The organism is Thioclava sp. F28-4 (assembly GCF_002020045.1).
GTDB lineage: Bacteria > Pseudomonadota > Alphaproteobacteria > Rhodobacterales > Rhodobacteraceae > Thioclava > Thioclava sediminum.
On the sequence record NZ_MPZQ01000009.1, the window covers coordinates 67095 to 84827 of the forward strand.

The window sequence follows — 17733 nt, forward strand, 5'->3', positions numbered from 1 at the left end:
GCACCCCGCCGTGGCGGGGTGAGCCGGTCGCCCGGCCTCCCTATGCCACGGCGCGGGCGTCACTTATTCGAACTCCATGATGATGTCGTCGACGGCAAGGCTCGCGCCCGCCTCGGCGTTGATCTTCTTCACGGTGCCCTTCTTCTCGGCGCGCAGGATGTTCTCCATCTTCATCGCCTCGACGGTGGCCAGCGGCTGACCCTCCTGCACTTCCGCGCCTTCCTCGACCGAGATCTTCACGACGAGACCCGGCATCGGGCAGAGCAGGAATTTCGAGGTATCCGGCGGCAGTTTCACCGGCATCAGCTGCGCGAGCTCGAACTGGCGCGGCGTGCGGACGTGGACCTTCAGATCGGCGCCGCGCACCCGGATGCGGAAGCCCATCGGGATCTTGCCGACTTTCAGCACCAGCGGCGCGCCGTTCACGGTCAATTCGGCCAGCGGGTCGCCCGGCGTCCAGTCACTCTCGACGCGCATCTCCTCGCCATCCTCGAAGATGATGGTGGAGCCATGGCGATCCGCGTTCACCTTCAGCTTGAAATCCTCATCCTGAAGCGAGACCGCCCAATCCACGCCGACCTTGCGCTCGTGGTTGCCGAGCGTGCCGGAGATCTTCGTGCGCCGGATCTCGGCCACGCGCTCCATCGCCGCGGTGGCCGCCGCGACCTTGCGCAGCATCCCCTCGTCCAGCGTCACGCCGTTGAACCCTTCGGGATATTCCTCTTCGATGAAGGCGGTGGTGATGTTGCCGGTCACGAAACGCTCGTGATCCATCACAGCCGCACAGAACGGCAGGTTGTGACCGATGCCCTCGACCTCGAACATATCGAGCGCGAGACGCATCTCTTCGATGGCCTCGCCACGGCTCGGCGCCCAAGTGCAGAGCTTGGCGATCATCGGGTCGTAGAACATCGAAATCTCGCCGCCCTCGAAGACGCCGGTATCGTTGCGCACGATGCCGCCCGTCGCGGTCTTGCCTTCCACCGGCGGGCGGTAGCGGGTCAGACGCCCGATCGAGGGCAGGAAGTTGCGATAGGGATCCTCGGCGTAGAGGCGGCTCTCGATGGCCCAGCCGTTGATGCCGATATCTTCCTGTTTCATCGGGAGTTTCTCGCCATCGGCCACGCGGATCATCTGCTCAACGAGGTCGATGCCAGTGATCAGCTCGGTGACCGGGTGCTCCACCTGAAGGCGGGTGTTCATCTCGAGGAAGTAGAAGTTCTTGTCGCCATCGACGATGAATTCCACCGTGCCCGCGCTGCAGTAATCCACCGCTTTCGACAGGGCTACGGCCTGCTCGCCCATCGCCTTGCGCGTCTCGGGGTCGAGGAAGGGCGACGGCGCCTCTTCGATGACCTTCTGGTTGCGGCGCTGGATCGAGCATTCGCGCTCGTTCAGATAGACGCAGTTGCCGTGCTTGTCGGCGAGCACCTGAATTTCGATGTGGCGCGGTTGCGTCACGAATTTCTCGATGAAGATACGGTCGTCGCCGAAGCTGTTCGCGGCCTCGTTCTTGGACGACTGGAAGCCCTCGCGCGCCTCTTCGGCATTCCAAGCGATACGCATCCCCTTGCCGCCACCACCGGCGGAAGCCTTGATCATCACCGGGTAGCCGATCTCGTCGGAGATCTTCACCGCCTCGTCGGCATCCGCGATCAGCCCCATGTAGCCGGGCACGGTCGACACGCCCGCCTCTTTCGCGAGCTTCTTCGAGGTGATCTTGTCGCCCATCGCCTCGATTGCGCCCGAGGGCGGACCGATGAAGGCGACGCCCTCTTTCTCGAGCGCCTCGGCGAATTTCTTGTTCTCCGACAGGAAGCCGTAGCCCGGGTGAACCGCCTCGGCGCCCGACTGTCGGATCGCATCCATGATCTTGTCGATCACGATATAGGACTGGTTCGCGGGCGGCGGGCCGATATGGATCGCCTCGTCGGCCATCTGGACATGCAGCGCCTGCGCATCGGCATCGGAATAGACGGCGACCGTCTTGATCCCCATCTTCTGCGCCGACTTGATGACGCGGCAAGCGATCTCGCCACGGTTGGCGATCAGGATTTTCTTGAACATGTCAGGCCCTTCCCTTCCGGTGCGGGAGGGGCATCCCCCCGCCCCGCGTGTCGTGTTCATGATGTGAGACAAAAGAAAAACCGCCACCGGGGCGTGCAGCCCCGATGGCGGTCGAATAGCGATCGGACGCGGCGAAAGCCGCGCAGATGTGCTTAGTACGAGCGCTGGCAGACGCCTGCGTCGTCGCAATACGTGCCTGCGAGCGCGCCGAGAGCCGCGCCGGTGAGCGCGTTGTTGTCGGTCGCATCCGCGATGATCGCGCCGCCGGCCGCACCGGCGAGGGCGCGCTGGCCGTCGGTTTGCATGCAGCCTGCGAGAGCGAGGCCGGCAACGAGAAGAAGGATCGGGGTTTTGCGCATGGGAAACTGCCTCCAATAGCGGTTATGATTGGACGCGAGTTTATCGCGGCGCCGTGAAAAGCCAACGGCGAAAACGCGAGCTGAAGCCCCATCGGCGAGCTATCGCCGCTCCCCTTCACATCTTGGCGGAGCCCCCCTTGACCCCCGAAAGAAAAAAGCTGCGGCCCGACCATAAGATCAGGCCGCAGGAATAGGGAAGGGGTAGGGATATTAAACAAGCCGCGGGTGTTGGGGACAGTACGGCTTGCCCGCTCAATGTGACCGCGCGCACCGGCGATTGCAAAGGCGAAATCCTTGCAACCATGAGGTTCGGCGGCATGCCGCCATTTCGCGCAGGACATCAGCGAAATCATGCCCAATCCTCATCCTCGTCATCATCGAAGGTGAAGGCGTCGGGATCGGCGAAGACCTCCGGGAAGGAGGCTTCCGCGCGTTTCACGTCGATTTTGAGAAGCGCCTCGTAGCTTTCGGGATCGAACGGATCCTCGGCGGCCACCACCTCGCGCCCGAAGAGCCAGCTCAACCGGCCCGCATCGAGATTGCCGCGCTCGAACGGCTCTTCGCCGAACTGCGCCCAGAGCGCGGCCATGAAGCCCGCATCGGCCTTGCGATCGCCATGACCGCGATCGGCATAGCGTTCACGCCGGATGAGTTTCGTCGCGCCCTTCTTGTTGGCGCGGCGAATGGTGAATTGATAATCCGTCGAGGGTAACCGCGACGGGAAACCGCGATGCTTCAGCATGACGCGCCCTCCCCTTTGAAGATGTTGGGACGGCGCGTGCTGAGCGTTAGCAGTGCAACACTGTTACCCGCGCGTCGGGTCGTTCGGAGTTGTCGAGCGAGGCGTTCCCGTCGGCTGACGCATTGATCCGCCGCGCGGCTCGGGCACACATTGTGCCGGTCGCTGCGTTGTTGCGGCAGTTGCCATTTCGAGCGGTCCGCATTCGAGCGGACAGTCGGGCACGGAAGCCGGGTATTGCGAGTCGACGAGCCGGCCGGTCGGTCGGCAGGAGCCGCCAACTGGGCCGCCATATTTGCCGGTATAGACCGGCTCCACGGTGACCGGTGCAGGCTCCGGCTTGGGCGCACAACCCACAAGCAGGGCCGCGCAGGCCATAGCACCCAGAGAAATTCGAACCATCTCACTCTCCCCCATTCTTTGTTGGAATGGTTAGGAGCATACTCCAAAAGGCAAATTTCCGCTAGGTAAACGTATTGCGGGACGCAAAGCGCCACCGCGCCCGCAGGGATCGCGGAGGCAAGGCGACGGCTGCCGCCCCGCCCCGCACGCAGATTATTTGTACTTGCCGGTGTAGGTCGGCTCGGTCGTGACGGCCACCGGCGCGGGCTCGGGCTTGGGCGCGCAGGCTGCGACGAAGGCCACGAGGCCAAGCGCGATGAGAGCTTTCGACATGTCGTTCTCCTGTCCAAGGGGGCGCCCGCCCCGATCTCGGCGAGGTCCGGCACGACCCGTTTCAATGCGGGGACCGAAATTGCTTTCCCCAAGGGCAGGTTAGCCTGCAAATCCCGCTCACGAAAGCGCGATTTAGCCGTGAGCGGCTGCGCTTGCGCGCGCCCCGGCATCATGCCCTCCAAGCTGTGATCTGCGGTTCCGGCCAAAGCCATCAGAAAAACTCCCAAACGCAGTTTCCGTCCTCGACGGAAAAGCTGTCGAAATATTGCACCACCTCGGGGGCGGCATCGCCGAACGGCACGATCTGGTCCGACAGGCTCACCATCACCTGCGCGGGCTCCGGACCGGGCTGCGGCAGGCGCGGCACCACCCACCCGTTGCACAGCGCCTCGATATCCTTCAGCGCGATATCGGAGGACAGCGGACTGCGCCCTCCGATCTGCGGCGCAAGGAAGCGAAAGCGATAGGTCAGCCCGTCCGGCCCGGCCTCGTTATGGATCACGTCGATCCACCAGACCTTTTGCCCCGACGGGACCGGGATCGCATCGCCCTTCGTCCCCTCCGGCCCATCGCCCGGCCCCAGATCCTCACCCAGATTGCCCGGATGCATCATCGCACCGTAATCGGGCACCGGCGGCACCTCCCGCAGCTCCTGAGCCGATGCGGGCAATGCCAGCACCAGCCCGGCGAGAGCGCCGGGCAAGAGCGTCGTGATCCTCGGCCTGCCCGTCATGCGCCTCCTCAGAGCGGGATGTTATCGTGCTTCTTCCACGGGTTGGACAGCTTCTTCGAGCGCAGCGCCGCAAAGGCACGGGCCACCCGGCGACGCGTCGAGCGCGGCTGGATCACCTCGTCGATGAAGCCCTTCTCGGCCGCCACGAACGGGTTCGCGAAACGGTCCTCATAATCGGCGGTGCGCTTGGCGATCTTCTCGGGTTCGCCCAGCTCCGAGCGGTAGAGAATTTCGACCGCGCCCTTGGCGCCCATCACCGCGATTTCCGCGGTCGGCCAGGCGTAGTTGAAATCGCCACGCAGGTGCTTGGAGGACATAACGTCATAGGCCCCGCCATAGGCTTTGCGGGTGATGACGGTGACCTTCGGCACGGTCGCCTCGCCATAGGCGAAGAGCAGCTTCGCGCCGTGCTTGATGACGCCGTTATATTCCTGGCTGGTGCCCGGCAGGAAGCCCGGCACGTCGACAAGCGTCAGGATCGGGATTTCGAACGCGTCGCAGAAGCGCACGAAGCGCGCGGCCTTGCGGCTGGAATCGATGTCCAGACAGCCCGCCAGCACCATCGGCTGGTTCGCGACCACACCGACCGTCTGACCTTCGAGACGGATGAAGCCAGTGATGATATTGCCCGCGAAATCCTTCTGAATCTCGAAGAAATCCCCCTCATCCGCGATTTTCAGGATCAGTTCCTTCATATCGTAGGGGGTGTTCGCGTTCGACGGCACCAGCGTGTCGAGCGACGCCTCGATCCGGTCCACCTCGTCGAAGAAGGGCCGCACGGGAGCCTTCTCGCGGTTCGACAGCGGCAGGAAGTCGATCAGGCGGCGAGTCTCGAACAGCGCCTCGACGTCGTTCTCATAGGCGCCGTCGGCGACCGAGCTCTTCTTGGTATGGGTGGACGCGCCGCCCAGCTCCTCGGCCGTCACATGCTCGTTCGTGACCGTCTTCACAACGTCGGGGCCGGTGACGAACATGTACGACGTGTCCTTCACCATGAAGATGAAATCCGTCATCGCGGGCGAATAGACCGCACCGCCCGCGCACGGGCCCATGATGAGGCTGATTTGCGGCACCACGCCCGAGGCCATGATGTTGCGCTGGAACACGTCCGCATAGCCCGCAAGCGACGCCACGCCTTCCTGAATCCGCGCACCGCCCGAATCGTTGATCCCGATCACCGGCGCACCGTTCTGCACCGCCATATCCATGATCTTGCAGATCTTCTCGGCATGGGTTTCCGACAGCGAGCCGCCGAAGACCGTGAAATCTTGGCTGAACACATAGACCATGCGCCCGTTCACGGTGCCCCAGCCGGTGACGACGCCGTCGCCATAGGGCTTGCTCTCTTCCATCCCGAAATCGGTGCAGCGATGGGTTTTGAACATGTCGAACTCTTCGAAAGAGCCCTCGTCGAGCAGCAATTCGATCCGCTCGCGCGCGGTCAGCTTGCCCTTCTTGTGCTGCGCCTCGATGCGTTTCTCGCCGCCACCTAGGCGGGCTTCGTCGCGCCGATGCTCCAGCTCCTTCAGGATGTCTCTCATGAGGGTCCTCCGCATAATTTCCCGGCACACTATTCCGAACGCAACAATCTTACAAAGGGGATTCGAGAAAATTTGCAAATAATTGGCAAGCAACGGATAGCGAATTGCATAACTGCGAAGTCCGCCGCTGATCGAAGCCTATCCACGGTTGCTCCCGCGAAGCCGCTTCTGACCCGGGAAAATTTGACGCGGGATTTTTGCAAAGCTACAAATTCTTTTGCAAAGGGAGAGGCAGATGGCGACTCAGAAACTCTATGCCGGTGTGAAACTACGCGAAACCCGCACGCGGCTCGGCCTGACCCAGAAAGCCTTCGCCGAGCGGCTCGGCGTGTCGCTGCCCTATCTCAACCAGATGGAGAACAACCACCGCCCGGTCTCGGCGCAGGTCGTGCTGGCGCTGGCGAGCGAATTCGGCCTTGACGTGACCGAACTCTCGGCAGGCGACGCGGAGCGGCTGGTCTCGGACATGCGCGAAGCGCTGGCCGACCCGATCTTCTCCGATGGCGCGCCGCCCTTGGCCGATCTGCGGCTCGCGGCGTCCAACGCACCCGCCCTCGCCCGGTCCTTCCTCGAACTGCACCGCGCCTATCGCCAAACCCATGAACGCCTCGCCTCGCTCGACGAAGCCCTGGGCCGCGAAGGCGCGCAAACGGTGGTATCCCCCTGGGAAGAGGTCCGCGACTTCTTCCACTATTGCGACAATTACATCGACGCCGTCGACCGCGCCGCCGAGCGCTATTCCTGCCGCGATGGCAATCGGTTGGAGCCCATTCCTCATGCGATCGACACCCTCGCGAAACGGGGCATCGACGTGCAGTTTTCCGACATTTCGCAACTGCGCGAGCGTGACGGCAATCGCCTTCTGATCAACGCCCATGCGGGCCGCCCGACGCAGGCGTTCCAACTGCTCCATCAGGTCGCGCTGATGACCCAAAACGACCTGTTGGAGGCGACGCTCGACCTCGCGCGCTTCCAGTCCGACACCGCCCGCGCTATCGCCAAGATCGGTCTGGCCAACTACTTCGCGGGCGCAGCCCTTTTGCCCTACCGCCCCTTTCTGGAGGCGGCGCAGGACACACGCCACGATCTGGAGCGGCTCTGCGACATTTTCACCGCCTCGACCGAGCAGGTCGCCCACCGCCTCTCGACCCTGCAACGGCCCGGCGCGAAGGGCATCCCCTTCTTCTTCGTCCGCGTCGATCAGGCCGGCACGATCACCAAGCGCCACTCCGCCACGCGACTACAATTCGCCCGGTTCGGCGGTGCCTGCCCGCTCTGGAACGTCCACCAAGCCTTTGAGACACCGACGAAATTCCTGCGACAACTCGCTGAGACCCCCGATGGCGTGCGCTATCTCTGCCTCGCGCGCGACGTCTCGAAATCGGGCGGCAGTTTCACCGCGCCCGTGCGGCGCTACGCGATCTGTCTGGGCTGCGAGGTGAGCCACGCGAAGGGGCTCGTTTATGCCGACGATATGGAGCTCGGCAATCCCAAGGCCTACCAGCCGATCGGGATCTCCTGCCGAATCTGCGAGCGCAAGGATTGCCACCAGCGCTCGGTTCCGCCGCTGGAACGCCGGCTGCATGTCGATCCTGACCATCGCGGCCTTTTGCCCTACGACATCGCATAGAAAAACGCCCCGGGGCCGAAGTCCCGGGGCGTCTCACCAAAATCACTCGTTACCCTACAACTCAGGCGTCGGCGGTGCCCAGCATCCGCGCGATCTCGTCCTTCACTGCGGCGCGTTGCTTGCGCAGGTCGGTCTCGGCCAAGCTGTCCATCGGCTCCACATTCGTCTCGGCCCGGTGCACGCGATCATTGAGCGCGTCATAATCGTCCAACAATTTTGCAAAATGCGCGTTGGAGATTTTCAACTCGTGAATGCGATCGAGTTGCGTGGGGAATTCTTCTTGCAGCGTGTGCGGCGTATTGGCCATGTCGCTCCCTTTCCTTGCTGTCGGACCGACACTAGACCACCGCGACTCGGCTCACTTTGATGCGCATCAAATCAGCCGCCCGCGCGACGCCATCCTGCGGATTTTGCCTCGGCTTCAGTGCAGAACCACCGCTCGCCCTTGGCCTCATTGATCCGCGTGGCGGCATAAGAGCGCGTGCCCGGCAGGTGATAGAGTCGCCCGCGCCCGGAAATATTGCCTTTGATTGCGCAATTTCCCGGCGGACTCTGAACTTTGGCCGCTGCACGGACCTTTGCGGGCCGCTCCGCCGCGCCCTGCCAGACGCCGAGCCCCGCGCGCCGCGCCCGCTCCTCCTGCGACACGTAATCGCGCGAATATTTCCGATAGGCGAAGGCCGCCCCGCGCGCGACCATCTCGGCATTCAGGTCGCGCCCGCCTGCCCGGCACACCGCGATCAGCCGCCCGTAGCGATCTTCCTCATCGCCCGAGCAGCGCACCCCCTGCCCCGCAAGCCGCTGCAGCTCCGCCGTCGCCGCCCGTCCGCAGGCCCAGCGCACACCCTGCGCCGTCTTGCAGCTTTGCTTCGCCTCCGGCGCGTCGATCCCGAAAAGCCGCACCCGCGTGTTCTGGACCACCAGCGTATCGCCATCGACGACGCGCGGCAGACCGGTCACCGTGGCCGCCGAAAGCTGCGAGGCGGCGGGCGCCGCCAGAAGAACGAGGAGTGAACAAATCCTTAACATGCCCCAGATATCGGCGGAACTGATCTCGCACGCAACAGATTTCGTAGCTGAATAGTAAACGCGAAACTTGGGAGCCCCACATGTCCGACGCACTCAACCTGATCGGCCGCATCCTGATCGCTCTGCTGTTCTTCGGCGGCGCGGTGCAGAAAGTCACCGATCCGCAAATGGTCGAGGAGATGATCGGCTGGCTTGGCCTGCCCGGCTGGCTGGTCTGGCCTGTGGCGCTGTTCAACCTGATCGCGGCGCTCGGCCTGATCTTCGGCCCGAAGGTGCGGGGCTGGGCGCTGATCCTTGCGGGCTATTGCATCTTCACCAGCTGGTTTCACTGGCAGCTGCGCGCCGACCCGTGGCAGGTGACGATCTTCGTGAAAAACTGGGCGATCGCGGGCGGACTTTTGATCCTCGCGGCGCAAGGGCCGGGGCGCTATGCCCTCAACCTCCCGCGCCGCGAGAACGGTTAACTCAGCGCTGCGCCACCTGCCAGTTCGGCGCCACCCATGGCTCGAGGTTCTCGCGCGCGAGCGGCGCGCGGCCCAGCAGGTGATCGGCCATCTTCTCGCCCACCATGATCGAGGGCGCGTTCAGATTGCCATTGGTGATGCGCGGGAAGACCGAGCTGTCGGCGACCCGCAGCCCCTCCACCCCGATCACGCGGCCTTCGGGATCGACGACGGCGCTCGGATCGTCCGCCGCCCCCATCTTCGCGGTGCCGCAGGGGTGATAGGCGCTCTCGGCATGCTCGCGGATGAACGCGTCGATCTGCTCATCCGTCTCGACCGCAGCGCCGGGCTGGATCTCGTGCTTCACATGCGCGGCCATCGGCGCTTGGCCAAAGATCTCCCGCGTCAGCCGCACGCATTTGCGGAACTCGGCCCAGTCGTCGGGATGGCTCATATAGTTGAACTTGATCTCGGGCTTGGCCTCAGGATCGCCCGAGCTGAGCCGCACATGCCCACGCGATTTCGAACGCATCGGCCCGACATGCGCCTGGAAGCCATGCCCCTCGGCGGCGGCCTTGCCGTCATAGCGCACCGCGATCGGCAGGAAGTGATACTGGATGTCCGGATAGTCGATCCCGGCATCCGAGCGGATGAAAGCGCAGCTCTCGAACTGGTTCGACGCGCCGAGCCCGCCCTTGGTGAACAGCCACTGCGCGCCCACCCGGGCCTTGCCGTAGAGGTTCCAGTATTTGAACAGCGTCACCGGCTGTTTCGCGGCGAATTGCATATAGATCTCAAGGTGATCCTGCAGGTTCGCACCCACACCCGGGCGATCCGCCAGCACCTCGACTCCATGCTCGCGCAGATGCTCTGCCGGGCCGACACCCGACAGCATCAGCAGCTTCGGCGTGTTGATCGAGCTGGCTGCCAGCACGACCTCGGAGCTCGCGCGGACCACCTCGATCTGGCCCTTGCGCTTGATCTCGACGCCGACAGCCTTCTTGCCTTCGAAGACCACGCGCCGCGCCAGACCGCGCACGATCCGCAGCTTCCCGGTCTTGAGCGCCGGGCGCAGATAGGCATTGGCCGCCGACCAGCGACGCCCCTTGTAGATCGTGGCCTCCATCGGCCCGAAGCCTTCCTGCTGCTGGCCGTTGTAATCCTCGGTCACCGGATAGCCCGCCGCCTTGCCCGCCGCGACGAACGCGTCGAACAGCGGGTTGGCGCGCGGCCCGCGGGTCACATGCAGCGGCCCCGAACGGCCGCGCCATTCTGTCTCTTCGCCGCCATGCCAATGCTCCATCCGCTTGTAATAGGGCAACACATCGGCATAGCCCCAGCCGGTCGCGCCGCTTTCCTCCCAATGGTCGAAATCGCGCGCGTGGCCCCGGACATAGACCATGCCGTTGATGCTCGACGAGCCGCCCAACACCTTGCCGCGCGGGGTCGCAAGACGCCGCCCGCCCAGATGCTCCTCGGGTTCCGACTGAAAGCCCCAGTCATAGATTCCCATATTCATCGGATAGCTCAGCGCGCCGGGCATCTGGATGAACGGCCCCGCATCCGAGCCGCCATGCTCGATCACCACGACGTCGCGGCCCGCTTCTACGAGCCGATACGCCATCGCAGAGCCACCAGAGCCCGCGCCTACGATCACAAATTCTGCCGAAACACTCATATCTTCCCCTTGGCGGAAATATCCCGGGGGTCGCCGTTTGGCGCGCCATCGGCCCAAAGACCAACAGGCGACGGGCAGCGCCCCCAGCCTCCCCAAATTCGAACTCAGTACGGGCTCTCGACCGGCCCCATGCCGACATAGACGGATTTGAGCTGCGTATAATGCTCCACCGCCGCGCGCGAATTCTCGCGCCCGAAGCCCGATTGCTTCACCGCGCCGAAGGGCATCTCCACCGGCGTCAGGTTATAGGCGTTGATCCAGGTGGTGCCCGCCTGCAGCTGGCCGACCACACGGTGGCCGCGCGCCAGATCGCCGGTGAACACACCCGCGGCGAGGCCAAACTGCGTGTCGTTGGCCCGCGCGATCGCCTCTTCCTCGGTCTCGAAATCCAGCACCGACATGACCGGGCCGAAGATTTCTTCGCGCGCGATGGTCATGTCGTCGGTGACATCGGCGAAGACCGTGGGCTGCACGAAGAGCGGCCCCTCATTGCCCGCAGAGCCACCGCAGACCAGCCGCGCGCCTTCGGATTTCGCGCTCTCGACATAGGACATCACCTTGTCGAACTGCGCCTTCGAGATCAGCGGACCGAACTGCGTCGCCTCATCGAGCGGATCGCCTGCGACGATGGTCTCCGCGCGCTCTTTCAGCCGGGCGAGGAATTTCTCCTTGATGCCCTTCTGCACGAAGACCCGCGTCCCGTTCGAACAGATCTGCCCCGAGGAATAGAAATTCCCCAGCATCGCCGCCCCGATCGCGCTTTCGATATCGGCGTCGTCGAACACGATCATCGGGGATTTGCCGCCCAATTCCATCGTGACGTGTTTCATGCCTGCCGAAGCCGCCTGATAGACCTTCGCGCCCGTCGGCACCGAACCCGTCAGCGACACTTTCGCGATACGCGGATCGGTCGAGAGCGCCGCCCCCACCGGGCCGAAGCCCTGCACCACGTTGAAGATACCCGCAGGCATCCCGGCCTCGATGAAAATCTCGGCCAGCTTCAGCGCGCCCAGCGGCGTCATCTCGGAAGGTTTGAACACCATCGCATTGCCGGTCGACAGCGCGGGCGCCGATTTCCAGCAGGCGATCTGGCTGGGATAGTTCCACGCGCCGATCCCTGCACAAACGCCCAGCGGCTCGCGGATCGTGTAGGCGAAATCGCCGCCCAGCGGCATCGTCTCGCCGGTCAGCGTCGGCGCCAGACCTGCGAAATACTCCAGCGCCTCGGCGCCCGAGGGCCAGTCGGCCTCGCGGGTTTCCTGAATCGGCTTGCCGGTGTCGAGCGTCTCCAGCAGCGCCAGCTCCTCGGCACGCTCGCGGATGATCGCGACGGCACGGGTCAGGATGCGGCCGCGCTCAACCGGGCGCAGCGCGGCCCAGTCCTTCTGCGCCTCAACCGCGCCGGAAATCGCGGCGTCGATCACTGCGGGCGTCGCGGCGTGCAGCTTCGCGATCACCTCGCCGGTGCCGGGATAGGTGACGATCAGCTCGTCGCCGTCCGTGTCTTCCATCCAGTCGCCATTCACGAAATGGCTTGCTTTCGGCTGTGCCCTCATTGGGGGACCTCCAATTCCTTTTCCAGATGCGCCAGCACCAGTTCGCAGGCGGCCTCGCGGTCGGGTTCGCCCGCGACCAGCGCCGCGCGGATGTAGACGCCGTCGATCAGCGCGCCCAAACCCTCGGCCACGGAGCCCGCACGGTCGCCGACCAGCGGCCGCAGCCCGTGCATGAGGTTCGAGCGCAGACGGCGCTGATAGATATGCAGCAGGCGCCGCGCATCGGCGCTCGACTGCGCGAGAACGTAGAAGTTCAGCCACGCGGCGATCGCCTCGTGACGGAACGAGCCAGCCGCGAAAGAGCCCATCACAACTGCGCGAACACGCTCGTGCGGGGTCTGCGCCATCGCCATCGCGCCACGGACTTCCGCGCCATAGATCGACAGAATCGACCGCATCGCGGCGAGGAAAATCCGGTCTTTCGACCCGAAATAATGGTGCGCCAGCGCCGAGGACATACCTGCGCGCCGGGCGATCTGCGCGACCGTCACGTCGAGCGATCCTGCCTCGCCCACTGTCTCAATAGTGGCTTTGACCAAGGCTGCGCGCCGTATAGGCTCTGCTCCAAGCTTCGGCATGTGATCGGCCTCCTTCCGGGTGGCTTGCTTGCATGTCGAGCTAGAACATGTTTATTGACTCGTCAATCAACAACCGCATCCCGCGGTTTTTCTTAACGCTGCACAGGGAGAAAAAAGCATGAAACTTCGTTCCACGCTCCTCGCAATGGGGGCTGCGCTCTCGCTCGGACTGGCAGGCACCGCGCCCGCACAGGCCGCCGATTGCTCGAAAGTGACCTTCTCCGATGTCGGCTGGACCGACATCACCTCGACCACCGCGGTCGCGACCACGATCCTCGAAGCGCTCGGCTACGAGACCGACACCAAGGTGCTGTCGGTTCCGGTGACCTACGAGGCGCTCTCGAAGGGCGATGTCGACGTGTTCCTCGGCAACTGGATGCCCTCGATGGCCGCCAACGTGGATCCCTACACCAAGGACGGCACGGTCGAGACGCTCGGCACCAACCTGACCGGCGCGAAATACACGCTCGCGACCAACGCCGCTGGCGCCAAGGCTGGCATCAAGGACTTCTCCGACATCGCCAAGCATGCCGACGAGCTGGACAACCAGATCTACGGCATCGAGCCGGGCAATGACGGCAACGCGCTGATCCTCGACATGATCGACAAGGACGCGTTCGGCCTGAAGGACTTCGACCTGAAGGAAAGCTCCGAGCAGGGCATGCTCGCGCAGGTCGCGCGCGCCGACAAAGCCGACAAGCCGATCATCTTCCTCGCGTGGGAGCCCCACCCGATGAACTCCAACTTCGACATCACCTATCTCTCGGGCGGCGATGACTTCTTCGGCCCCGATTACGGCGGTGCGACGGTCATGACCAACGTCCGCGCGGGCTATGTCGACGAATGCCCGAACCCGGGCAAGTTCGTCTCCAACCTGAAGTTCACCCTCGGGATGGAAAACGAGATCATGGGCAAGATCCTCGACGATGGCGATGATCCCAAGGACGCCGCGAAGGCTTGGCTCAAAGCCAATCCCGACGCTTGGAAAGCATGGCTCGACGGTGTGACCACGAAGGACGGCGGCGACGCGCAGGCAGCGGTCGAGAAAGCGCTGAACTCGTGAGCCTTTGGGCAAAACCTTCGCGCGGGCGACAGGGCATGACCCTCCGCCCCCGCTTCCCCTCGGTCCGCGCCCTCACCGGCGCGGCCCTTCTCTTCGCGGGGATGATCGCCGCGCCCCTCACCCCGGCGCGCGCCGCCGATTGCCCGGACGCCGAGGCCCTGCACGCGGCAGGCGTCACGCTCACCCGCAACACCCCGAAAATGGCACAGGCCTATCGCTACGAGAACGGCACGCTGACCTCCTACCGGGTCGACGATCCCGAGCTTGGCCGGCCGCCCAAGCGCGAGCGCTACGACCATCCGCTGGCGGTGAGCCTGCAGGAAATGGATGGGCGCAGCTTCGCGCTCCTCTATGACGACGACCCCGCGCGGCTCGACCAATTGCCGCAACTGGGCAACTGGCGCACCCCGGTGAGCCTGAAAGTCGACGGTGAGACCAAGGATCGCGGCACCATCTCCTACGCCTATCGCGGCACCGGCTCGGTGCAGATCGGCGCGTGCCGCTACGATGTCTGGCAGGTCGTCGAACGGATCGCGATGGGCAAGCTGCGCACCGCCTTCCTCAAGGAATTTTCCCCCAAGGCCGGGCTGGTCCTGCGCGTGACCAAGCTCGACCCCGAAACCGGCAAGGCGCAATCGCAAGTCGCCTTCGACCGCATCGAGACGCGCCAGAAATAACAACTCGCAAGGACAGTTATGAACTGGTTGACCGAAACCAAAATTCCCGTGGGCAAGACGGCCAAGATCGTGATCGACTGGCTGCAGGACCACGCCGCACCGCTCTTCGACGCGCTCTCCGTCGCGCTGAAGGCGCTGATCGACGCAACGCTCTGGGTGTTGCAAGGCCCCCCGCCCCTTCTCGTGATCCTCGCCTTCGCGGTGATCGCCTACCTGCTGCAGCGCAGCTGGAAGATTTCGCTGCTGGTGATCGTGGGCTTCCTGTTCATCCTCAATCAGGACTACTGGGAAGAGACGACCGAAAGCCTCACCCTCGTGATCGCCGCCTGCGTGGTCTGCATGGGGATCGGCGTGCCGATCGGCATCGCCGCCGCCCACCGCCCGCGCCTCTATGCGGTGCTGCAGCCGGTGCTCGACCTGATGCAGACGCTCCCGGCCTTCGTCTACCTGATCCCGGCCATCGTCTTCTTCGGCATCGGCATGGTGCCGGGCCTGATCGCGACCGTGATCTTCGTGCTGCCCGCGCCGATCCGCCTGACCCATCTGGGCGTCTCCTCGACCCCCGACACGCTGACCGAGGCCGCCCAATCCTTCGGCGCGACCAAGAGCCAACTGCTATGGAAGGTCGAGCTGCCCTACGCCACGCCGCAGATCATGGCCGGTCTGAACCAGACCATCATGCTCTCGCTGTCGATGGTCGTGGTGGCCGCGCTGGTCGGCGCTGACGGCCTCGGCGTGCCCGTCGTGCGCGCGCTCAACACCGTGAACACGGCGCTCGGCTTCGAGTCCGGCTTCGTGATCGTCGTCGTCGCCATCATCCTTGACCGCATGCTGCGCCGCGGAGGTTCGAAATGACCCAGACCAAAGCCAAAACCGCCGTCAAATTCGACAATGTCTCCATCGTCTTCGGCGACCGCCCGCAAGAGGCGCTGCCCCTGATGGATGAAGGGCTCTCGCGCCCCGAGATTCAGGAGCGTACCGATCAGGTGCTGGGCGTGCATGACTGCTCGGTCGAGGTGCCCGAAGGCGAGATTCTCGTGCTGATGGGCCTCTCGGGCTCGGGCAAATCGACGCTCCTGCGCGCGGTGAACGGGCTGAACCCGGTCGTGCGCGGGCAGGTCGAGGTGCATGACGGCGAGCGTCTCGTCGACGTCACCCATGCGGATCCCGCAACTTTACGCAAAATGCGCCTGAACAAGATTGCGATGGTCTTCCAGCAATTCGGCCTGCTGCCCTGGCGGACCGTGCGCGAGAATGTCGGCCTTGGCCTCGAACTCGCCGGCATGAGCAAGGCGGAACGCCGCAAGAAGGTCGACAGGCAGCTGGAACTGGTGGGCCTCTCGGACTGGGCCGATCGTCAGGTGGCAGAGCTCTCGGGCGGCATGCAGCAGCGCGTAGGCCTCGCCCGCGCCTTCGCCACCGACGCGCCGATCCTGCTGATGGACGAGCCCTTCTCCGCGCTCGACCCGCTGATCCGCACCAAACTGCAGGACGAGTTGCTGGAGCTGCAAAACAAGCTCAAACGCACGATCATCTTCGTCAGCCACGACCTCGACGAGGCGTTCAAGATCGGCAACCGGATCGCGCTGATGGAAGGCGGGCGGATCGTGCAATGCGGCACCGCGCGCGACATCATCGCCAAGCCCGCCAACGGCTATGTGGCCGATTTCGTGGCCCATATGAACCCGCTCGGCGTGCTGACCGCAGAAGACATCGCCGATCCCGTCGGCACGCCCACCGGCGATGCCACCGGCGCGCCGATGCCCGCCGACGCGCCCGTGCGCGACGTGATGGAGCGGCTGCGCTTCGAGCCCGCCGTGCCGCTCACCGATGGCCGTGTCGTAACCCGCGAGGGCGTCATCACGCGGCTCATCGACCCCCAGCGCAGCGCCGAGGCGAGCTGAGGGACGCTTCGCGGAGGATATTTTGACCAAGCCGAAACCAAGGCGCGCGCCCCTTCGGCTTGGCTCAAATATCCCCGCCGGAGGCATCCGACATTTGCAGGAAAGCGCCGCGCCGTCAGATCTTGGTGGCAGGAGGAGGCGGCGTCACCCGGCGTTTGAGCTGCGCCTCGCGGAAAGTCATGTAGCTCACCGAGGCGATGATGATCGCGCCGCCCAGGATCACGTAAGGGTCCGGACGCTCGCCGAAAATCGTCCAGCCCGCAATCGCCGCCCAGACCAGTTGCAGGAAGATCACCGGCTGCGTCACCGTCACAGGCGCCGCAGCAAACGCCCGCGTCATGCAGTAATGCCCGCCGGTGGCGAAGACCGCCACCGCGCCCAGCCAGAGCGTCTCGGACAGCGTGATCGGCTCCCATTTCCAGATCGCCACCGGGGCGAGCGCGACAGTCACCACCAGCGTCATCATCGCCACCACCGTGCCCGCGGGCACGTAATCGGTCAGTCGCTTCGCGGCGAGATAGGCGCCGCCGAAGAACAGCGCCGCGCCAAGCTGAGCGAGATGGCCGGGCTCGATCGCGCGCATCCCCGGGCGCAGGATGATCAGCGCCCCGATCAGCGCGACGATCACCGCCGTCACGCGCCGCCAGGCCAGCCCCTCGCCCAGCAGGAGCGCGCCGCCCACTGTGACGACAATCGGGTTGAGGTAATTGATCGCAGTGACATCCGCGATCGGGATATTGCTCATCGCGAAGAACCACAGCCCCACCGCCACCGCATGCAGCGCCCCGCGCAGCCCGAACAGCGCCCAGACCTGAGGCGGAAAATTCTGGCGCAGGATGCGGGCCAGCGCGGGCGCGAAGAAGATCAACCCCCACATGAATCGCACGAAGGCCGATTGCGCGGCGGGCACCTGATCTCCCAGCCAGTGGACGATGATGTTCACCATTACGAAACAGGCCGTGGTGGCGAGCATCCACAGGATGCCGATCAGCGGTTTGTTGGGTTTGTCTTGCGCGGTCATGACCCCTCTTGGACGCTGGTTCGGCACCGCGCGCAAGGGG

General features: G+C 64.5%; 17 protein-coding genes. 6 read left to right on the forward strand and 11 right to left on the reverse strand.

Going from position 1 to position 17733, the window contains the following annotated elements:
• Positions 1 to 63: 63 nt before the first annotated feature.
• From BMI87_RS17230 to BMI87_RS17250, 5 genes are all read right to left on the reverse strand, one after another.
• Complete coding sequence (locus BMI87_RS17230) at positions 64 to 2067, reverse strand: acetyl/propionyl/methylcrotonyl-CoA carboxylase subunit alpha (protein ID WP_078522853.1); 2004 nt, start codon at positions 2065 to 2067, stop codon at positions 64 to 66.
• A gap of 152 nt (positions 2068 to 2219) precedes the next feature.
• Positions 2220 to 2426, reverse strand: coding sequence for a hypothetical protein (locus BMI87_RS17235; protein ID WP_078522854.1), 207 nt, complete (start codon positions 2424 to 2426; stop codon positions 2220 to 2222).
• A 349-nt stretch (positions 2427 to 2775) separates the two neighbouring features.
• The gene (locus BMI87_RS17240; RefSeq protein WP_078522855.1) at positions 2776 to 3168 is read right to left on the reverse strand and encodes a hypothetical protein; all 393 of its coding nucleotides are present in this window, start codon (positions 3166 to 3168) and stop codon (positions 2776 to 2778) included.
• 883 nt (positions 3169 to 4051) lie between these two features.
• The gene (locus BMI87_RS17245; protein WP_246832728.1) at positions 4052 to 4573 is read right to left on the reverse strand and encodes a DUF6497 family protein; all 522 of its coding nucleotides are present in this window, start codon (positions 4571 to 4573) and stop codon (positions 4052 to 4054) included.
• 8 nt (positions 4574 to 4581) lie between these two features.
• Positions 4582 to 6114 carry an acyl-CoA carboxylase subunit beta gene (locus BMI87_RS17250; protein WP_078522856.1) on the reverse strand — a complete coding sequence of 511 codons (1533 nt, stop codon included), beginning with the start codon at positions 6112 to 6114 and terminating at the stop codon, positions 4582 to 4584.
• A gap of 235 nt (positions 6115 to 6349) precedes the next feature.
• On the opposite strand from BMI87_RS17250, the gene BMI87_RS17255 reads away from it, so the two are divergent.
• Positions 6350 to 7744, forward strand: coding sequence for a short-chain fatty acyl-CoA regulator family protein (locus BMI87_RS17255; RefSeq protein ID WP_078522857.1), 1395 nt, complete (start codon positions 6350 to 6352; stop codon positions 7742 to 7744).
• A 61-nt stretch (positions 7745 to 7805) separates the two neighbouring features.
• Here the strand turns inward: BMI87_RS17255 and BMI87_RS17260 are convergent, their stop codons facing one another.
• A complete protein-coding gene (locus BMI87_RS17260; RefSeq protein ID WP_078522858.1) occupies positions 7806 to 8051 on the reverse strand; it encodes a YdcH family protein in 246 nt (81 codons plus the stop codon).
• Between the two features lie 71 nt (positions 8052 to 8122).
• A complete protein-coding gene (locus tag BMI87_RS17265) occupies positions 8123 to 8773 on the reverse strand; it encodes a thermonuclease family protein (RefSeq protein ID WP_078522859.1) in 651 nt (216 codons plus the stop codon).
• A gap of 80 nt (positions 8774 to 8853) precedes the next feature.
• On the opposite strand from BMI87_RS17265, the gene BMI87_RS17270 reads away from it, so the two are divergent.
• Positions 8854 to 9237, forward strand: a complete 384-nt coding sequence (locus BMI87_RS17270; protein WP_078522860.1) for a DoxX family protein — start codon at positions 8854 to 8856, stop codon at positions 9235 to 9237.
• Position 9238: 1 nt separating this feature from the next.
• Here BMI87_RS17270 and betA read toward each other — a convergent pair whose 3' ends face one another.
• The 3 genes from betA to betI all read right to left on the reverse strand — a co-directional run bounded on the left by betA (position 9239) and on the right by betI (position 13028).
• Entirely contained in the window at positions 9239 to 10894 is a 1656-nt protein-coding gene (gene betA / locus BMI87_RS17275) for a choline dehydrogenase (protein WP_078522861.1), read from the reverse strand.
• A 104-nt stretch (positions 10895 to 10998) separates the two neighbouring features.
• Positions 10999 to 12450, reverse strand: a complete 1452-nt coding sequence (gene betB / locus BMI87_RS17280) for a betaine-aldehyde dehydrogenase (RefSeq protein ID WP_078522862.1) — start codon at positions 12448 to 12450, stop codon at positions 10999 to 11001.
• On the reverse strand, positions 12447 to 13028 hold the full coding sequence (gene betI, locus BMI87_RS17285; RefSeq protein ID WP_078522863.1) for a transcriptional regulator BetI: 582 nt from the start codon (positions 13026 to 13028) through the stop codon (positions 12447 to 12449). The genes betB and betI overlap by 4 nt, the downstream gene beginning before the upstream one ends.
• A 118-nt stretch (positions 13029 to 13146) precedes the next feature.
• On the opposite strand from betI, the gene BMI87_RS17290 reads away from it, so the two are divergent.
• From BMI87_RS17290 to choV, 4 genes are read left to right on the forward strand one after another with little or no spacing between them, the layout of a single operon-like run.
• The gene (locus BMI87_RS17290) at positions 13147 to 14091 is read left to right on the forward strand and encodes a choline ABC transporter substrate-binding protein (protein ID WP_078522864.1); all 945 of its coding nucleotides are present in this window, start codon (positions 13147 to 13149) and stop codon (positions 14089 to 14091) included.
• A gap of 35 nt (positions 14092 to 14126) precedes the next feature.
• Positions 14127 to 14768 (forward strand): hypothetical protein, encoded by a 642-nt coding sequence (locus tag BMI87_RS17295; RefSeq protein ID WP_078522865.1) that lies wholly within the window; start codon positions 14127 to 14129, stop codon positions 14766 to 14768.
• An 18-nt stretch (positions 14769 to 14786) separates the two neighbouring features.
• Positions 14787 to 15623 carry a choline ABC transporter permease subunit gene (gene choW, locus BMI87_RS17300; protein WP_078522866.1) on the forward strand — a complete coding sequence of 279 codons (837 nt, stop codon included), beginning with the start codon at positions 14787 to 14789 and terminating at the stop codon, positions 15621 to 15623.
• Positions 15620 to 16672: a choline ABC transporter ATP-binding protein gene (gene choV / locus BMI87_RS17305; RefSeq protein ID WP_078522867.1), complete on the forward strand. Its 1053-nt coding sequence runs from the start codon at positions 15620 to 15622 to the stop codon at positions 16670 to 16672. The genes choW and choV overlap by 4 nt, the downstream gene beginning before the upstream one ends.
• Before the next feature lie 115 nt (positions 16673 to 16787).
• Here choV and BMI87_RS17310 read toward each other — a convergent pair whose 3' ends face one another.
• A complete protein-coding gene (locus BMI87_RS17310; protein ID WP_246832729.1) occupies positions 16788 to 17693 on the reverse strand; it encodes a DMT family transporter in 906 nt (301 codons plus the stop codon).
• Positions 17694 to 17733 lie beyond the last annotated feature (40 nt).